Below are 5805 nucleotides of genomic sequence, written 5' to 3' on the forward strand. Positions count from 1 at the left end.
TCAATGTGATGCGAAATTTAGGTGGGGCTTTTGGTATCGCGCTGGTTGCAACCTTAACTGATAATTTAGCCCGAGTTCATTTGGCCCATATTAAAGAAACGTTGCCGGCTGTCAGCTCCCAAGCTTACAACTATATTCAGCATACCAGTTCGATATTGCAAACTGCGGGTTCTGATGCGGTGAGTGCTAACTCACAAGCCTATGCTTTACTTGCTAAAAATATGTCACAACAAGCATATATACAAGCCTATAATGATGTGTTTTTTATTATGGCATGTTTTCTATTTATTGCGGTTGTGGCGGTTTTATTGATCCGTAAACCTGCGGCGAAAAGTGATACAGATCAACCTAATGAAATGCATTAATCATGTTATTATTATCTTAATTGATAGCAATAAATTAAGGTGAGAGATGACATTAACATGGCTAGATGTTGGTTTTACTGAACTGTCTTTAGAGCAGCTTTATGGGTTAATGCAATTGCGTGTAGATGTATTTGTGGTTGAGCAAAATTGTCCTTATCCTGAATTAGATGGTAAAGATAAACACCCGCAAGCAAGACACTTACTTGGGCTAAATGACCAAGGTGAGCTCCTTGCTTATAGTCGCATATTAGCCCCAAATGTTAGTTATCCTCAAGCCAGTATTGGCCGTGTTGCCGTTGCTAAATCGGCTCGTGGTCAAGGAGTGGCGAATCAATTAATGCAAGGTGCCATTGCTATTGCAAAACAGCATTGGCCAAATGACAATATTCAGATTGGGGCGCAAGATTATTTACGCCAATTTTATCAACAACATGGGTTTGTAGTTAATTCAGATGTATACCTTGAAGACGGTATAGAGCATCTTGATATGTTGTTAATCTATAATAGCTAATTGGTATGAATAGCGTTGGGTTCAGAGATAGCATAATCAACTTTGAGTTGAGTCGTTATTTATCTGGGTTCGGGTAGGTCTTATTAAGGAAAAACGATGTCAGATTATGTAATTAATACCCAGCAAATTGTTTGTGTCGCTCAATTTGTGGCGAAAGCAGGGAAACGTGATGAGTTAGTGGCGGTATTGGCAAGCTTGATCCCTGATACTCGTCGTGAATCTGGCTGTATTCGTTATGAATTGAATATCAGTGTAGATAACGACAACAAAGTTGCCTTTGTGGAAAAGTTTGTCGATCGTGCTGCGTTTGATCAACATTGCGCTAAAGATGCTATTCAGCATTATTTCCACAATGTAATGCCTGAGTTGGTTGAATCACATCATGTTGAAGTGTTTAATCAAGTGATCTCTTAATTGGCGGTAGCTGTTAAGTGCTGTAATTTCAAGTTCTGGATGTCACGATTAGATTTGAAGCGCTAGAGTTCAGCATTGGATTACAGATACAAAAATGCCAGTCTATACAGACTGGCATTTTTAATCATTTATACTGTTAAGCCGAAGCTCTTATATCATAATGATTAGAAGTCGTAACGAGCACCGACAGTGAAGATGTTGTCATCTTCTAAATCAACTGTAGCAGTACCAACTTTATGGTCGCCTTCATACATAGCATAGTGACCATAAACTAACGTTGACTTAGATATACGGTAGTCAGCACCCACAGTAATTTGAGTGATGTTTACGTCTGTACCAGTCGCTTCTTTAATATTTTTGTAGTAGCTACCAAAACCAGCTTCATCTTGACCGTATTCAGCTTTTAAGTTTACGCCGTTTAGGTTGTAAGATACGTTAAGGAAGAAAGAATCACCTTCTTGATCAGATGTTTGGCTTTCAGTGTTTTGGTATAAACCACCAAGCTTGAACTCACCTAGCTTAACTTGTGCCACACCACGGTAAGCATCAATGCCACCAATAGTGTTATAAGCAGCAGCTACGTAGTAAGGGTGTGCTTTAAGACCTTTATCACCAAGAGTTGCACTTAATGCATATTGATCATCATATGATTCTTTACCAGCATCATCTGTGTAGTTGTCTTCCATTAAATAAGTCGCGTTTAATGTGACTAAACCACCAATAACAGGTGAGTAGTACCAAAGACCGTCAGCTTTACGTAACTGGCCGCCAATCATACGATCGATATCGGCGTTAAAGTTACCGAATAAATCGATGCCACCTTCAGACTGTTTAAATACTGTATCGTTACGGCCCACTAACACAGTACCAGCGTCACTTTTTAAACCTAAGAATGTGTTACGTGCTTTAAATACAACTTCGTCACTGCCATTCTTACCTTCAGTTTGAGTAGTATTTTCAACTTGGAATTCCATTTGGTATAACAGTTCGATACCGTTAGCAAATTTCTCGCTACCTTTAACACCCAAGTTAGAAAAGTTGTTTTCTAATACTGTGCCTTCTTTACGGTTTTGAGTAGTGGCACCTTGATCAGAATTCGATACTGCTAAATCTAAACGACCATAGAAACTTGGGCCTTCAGCAAGTGTAGCGAAAGAAACTAATGTAAGTACAGATGCTACCGATGCAGAGATTAAGGTTTTTTTCATCTTTCATGCTCCCTAGAACGTTATGTTCTATATTCCATTTTTCATGGTTTTAGTTAGTGAACTTTGTTGCAGATTCAATTCTGTAACAAGCTGGTGCAGATTTTTACAGATTTGATACCTTCATAGTGTGGCCTAGATCAAATAAACAGGGCCTACTTGAAAAATTGTGTATAAATCTGTGATAACTGCGACCATTTGTATAATTAAATAACATTATGGCGTGGATCTACCTCTTTAGGGATGTTCCTATTTGATTAGAAATAGGCTAGCGCACAACCACAAAAAGTTGCAGAAATGTATTTTAGCTCATGTTAATTTAATCGTTGTGAATATTCGATGTTAAATTTTATATCTTTAGTCTAATAAGGTTAAAAATTAAGCATGATTTAATGTTTGTTGTGATCGGAATCTTTTTGGCAGATAAATATATTTAGCTCAAGCTGCTTCTGCTCGGGTAATAAAATGTTATAAAACGGCTCTTTGTCATGTTATCTGAGTTAAATGGCTCTTATCATAGTTACACTATTAAAGGGTCAACCTATCTTGATGAGTTTAACCAATAGTTAGTGTGATATTTAAGCTGCAATAAACTCATTTTATCACTTTATCCTATATGCCATACGGAGAGAGCTGAGTTACTAGTCAAGAATATGAGCATGCGCCGCTTGTAATTAAGCCAAAAATTCTCCTTAACCAAATTCATCTAAAGTGAATCATGACAAACGTTTAGCTTTGAGGAGAAATCATATAAAATTGGCCGCGAAAATAGTCGTTAATTAAGGCGTAACCAATGTTGTCAGAATCTTATACTCATCGTTTTGCTGGTGTCGGCCGTTTATACGGTCAAGCAGCACTAACGACTTTTTCGCAGGCGCATGTTGTGGTGGTTGGCATTGGTGGTGTCGGTACATGGGTTGCCGAAGCGTTAGCGAGAAGTGGTATAGGGCAGATTACACTAATTGATTTAGATGATATTTGTGTTACCAATACTAATCGCCAAATACATGCATTAACCTCGACTATTGGCCAATCAAAAGTTGAGGTTATGGCAAAGCGCATTGGCGAAATTAATCCTGAGTGTATGGTTAATGAAATAGAAGATTTTATTACCTTAGACAATCTTGCTGAACATTTTAAGCCGACCTCGCAAGGTGGCAATATTGATTATGTGGTTGACTGTATTGATGCTGTAAAGCCTAAAGCGGGATTAATTGCTTGGTGTAAGCGCAATAAAATTCCCCTAGTGACCATAGGTGGTGCTGGTGGACAAACCGATCCGACTCTTATTCAAGTGACTGACTTGGCTAAAACAGTACAAGATCCATTATTGGCAAAAGTACGTAACATATTACGCAAAGATTATAATTTCACTAAAAATATTCAACGACGCTTTGCTGTCGATGCAGTATTTTCGACCCAACATCTAGTCTACCCTCAAGCTGATGGCAGCGTGTGCAACACTAAAGCAGATGCAGAGGGCAGTATGCGAATGGATTGCGCATCTGGTTTTGGTGCCATTACCATGGTAACGGGAACGTTTGCGTTTGTTGCCGTTAGCCGTGTGCTGAGTAAATTAGCCGCTAAATCCGCTTAACATCGTTGAACTAAGTTGTTGGTAATCTCGGTACGCTAATCACGAACATGGGCCCACCAAGTGGTGAAATAGGGACATAACTGATATTTCCCTTTAGCTGAGCCACTGCGTTAAACGCTGCTGCGAGCCCTAAACCTACTCCTCCTTTATGACGAGCTGTTGTAAAGAAGGGTTCGAAAATATGTTCGACGATGTCATTAGGAATAGCCGCGCCATTATTTTGAATTTCTATATGAATACTCTCTGGCTCAGTAACGACATTAATGTGGATCTTTGCTTGAATAACATCTTTAAATGCATGTGAAAATGCATTTGATACAACATTAGTAATCGCTTGGCTTAATAAACTGGCATTACTATTAAGTTGCAACTGTTCATCAATACTAATCGTTATTTCGACGTCTTGCGGTGAAAAGATCATTAATGTTGAATCAGTAATATCGCGTAATTGATGACTCAAATTAAAGGTCGTGTTTTGCTCATGGCTTTGTTCTGCGGCAATAGACTTAAATTGTTGGATTAAATAACTCGCACGAGTGATATTACTGACGATTAACTGACTGCTTTGTTGATATTGCTCTAAAATCTCATTTATTTGTTCTAAAGTGGCATCATCGCTATGGATCAATTTGATCAACTCTTCTATATGAGACAATTGCGAGCTAGCAGCCGTTAAGCAAATACCAATAGGGGTATTAATTTCATGGGCTACGCCGGAAACTAAGCCACCTAATGCAGCCATTTTTTCTTTTTCTACAAGCTCTTGTTGAGTTCGCTTCAACATTTTCAGTGATTGTTCAAGTTCTTTGGTTTGTTCTTTAACTTGGTGCGCGAGCTCATCTTTATAGCTGCGTTCTAACAACAGTAAACGATCGCGATCTTCAAGAGCATGCTGGAGATCGACTTTTGATTGGCGCAATGCTTGATAAGAGCCTCTAATTTGCCGTTGCATAGTATTAACTGCATCTGCTACTAAACTGAATTCATCATGTTGCGGCTTTCGATTAAAATCCAAGGGAGTAAAGTTGTGGTCTAAGCTAATATCATCACAATATTTACTTAAATGACGAAGGTGCTTGGTTACATTGAACCACACCAGAAACAAGATAAAGCCTGCTACCAAGAAGGTTTTAATCGCGTTGGATAATAAAATCAGTATTGTTTTATTATACAAACGATCATAAATGACATTTAGATCGGCTTGTACGATGAGCGTACCAACAGGAATGTTTTCATTATTGGTATAAATTAATGGGTATTTTTTCTCAATAACAGCCGTGTTCTTATATTCACCAAAATGCCATTCTTGATTACTGTCATCACGGATAGAAATATAGTTTATATCAGGTAATTGACTCAAACCACGGAGTTGCGTGTCGATCAAGTGTTCATCTATTACCCATAAGCTGGCTGCCAGCACTTCTAAATTTACCGCTTCTATATTCGAAAAAACGCGATCAATTCTACTTACATCATTTTGATAATCACTTACTAGCTGATAAGCCGTCGTCACTAGCGTAATTAAAGAGCTAAAGATCACGATCGAAAGCGTTAATTTTCGAGCTATAGGACTTTGTAATAACTGTCTTATGGATATCAGCATAGTTTCTTCATTGTGATTTATTAATAGGGAGAATCTACTTATGAGAGTATTGATTCTACAATGTATTTCGCTGGTGTTAGTTCGGGTCTCATACCTTTGGTTCAAGCATA

At 38.3% G+C, this 5805-nt stretch carries 5 protein-coding genes and 1 pseudogene; 4 read left to right on the plus strand and 2 right to left on the minus strand.

Translation table 11 applies throughout. From position 1 onward, the window contains the following. The 3 genes and pseudogenes from CXF78_RS11910 to CXF78_RS11920 all read left to right on the plus strand — a co-directional run. Positions 1-365: pseudogene (locus CXF78_RS11910) on the plus strand (EmrB/QacA family drug resistance transporter); the annotation flags it as partial. Positions 366-411: 46 nt separating this feature from the next. Next, entirely contained in the window at positions 412-876 is a 465-nt protein-coding gene (locus CXF78_RS11915; protein ID WP_102036912.1) for a GNAT family N-acetyltransferase, read from the plus strand. 96 nt (positions 877-972) lie between these two features. Further along, on the plus strand, positions 973-1290 hold the full coding sequence (locus CXF78_RS11920; RefSeq protein ID WP_102036913.1) for a putative quinol monooxygenase: 318 nt from the start codon (positions 973-975) through the stop codon (positions 1288-1290). A 164-nt stretch (positions 1291-1454) separates the two neighbouring features. Here the strand turns inward: CXF78_RS11920 and CXF78_RS11925 are convergent, their stop codons facing one another. Then, on the minus strand, positions 1455-2498 hold the full coding sequence (locus CXF78_RS11925; protein ID WP_011635991.1) for a porin: 1044 nt from the start codon (positions 2496-2498) through the stop codon (positions 1455-1457). Positions 2499-3288: 790 nt separating this feature from the next. Here CXF78_RS11925 and tcdA point away from each other — a divergent pair. Then, entirely contained in the window at positions 3289-4092 is an 804-nt protein-coding gene (gene tcdA / locus CXF78_RS11930; protein ID WP_011635992.1) for a tRNA cyclic N6-threonylcarbamoyladenosine(37) synthase TcdA, read from the plus strand. Positions 4093-4102: 10 nt separating this feature from the next. Here the strand turns inward: tcdA and CXF78_RS11935 are convergent, their stop codons facing one another. Beyond that, positions 4103-5695, minus strand: a complete 1593-nt coding sequence (locus tag CXF78_RS11935) for a sensor histidine kinase (protein ID WP_102036914.1) — start codon at positions 5693-5695, stop codon at positions 4103-4105. Positions 5696-5805: the final 110 nt, after the last annotated feature.

Origin of the sequence: Shewanella sp. 11B5 (genome assembly GCF_002836795.1) — a bacterium.
GTDB classification, from domain to species: domain Bacteria; phylum Pseudomonadota; class Gammaproteobacteria; order Enterobacterales; family Shewanellaceae; genus Shewanella; species Shewanella frigidimarina.

Bases quoted from the DNA above. Each gene is read 5' to 3' on its own strand.
- CXF78_RS11925 (WP_011635991.1), bottom strand. From the start codon at position 2,498: ATGAAAAAAACCTTAATCTCTGCATCGGTAGCATCTGTACTTACATTA.
- CXF78_RS11915 (WP_102036912.1), top strand. From the start codon at position 412: ATGACATTAACATGGCTAGATGTTGGTTTTACTGAACTGTCTTTAGAG.
- CXF78_RS11935 (WP_102036914.1), bottom strand. From the start codon at position 5,695: ATGCTGATATCCATAAGACAGTTATTACAAAGTCCTATAGCTCGAAAA.
- tcdA (WP_011635992.1), top strand. From the start codon at position 3,289: ATGTTGTCAGAATCTTATACTCATCGTTTTGCTGGTGTCGGCCGTTTA.
- CXF78_RS11920 (WP_102036913.1), top strand. From the start codon at position 973: ATGTCAGATTATGTAATTAATACCCAGCAAATTGTTTGTGTCGCTCAA.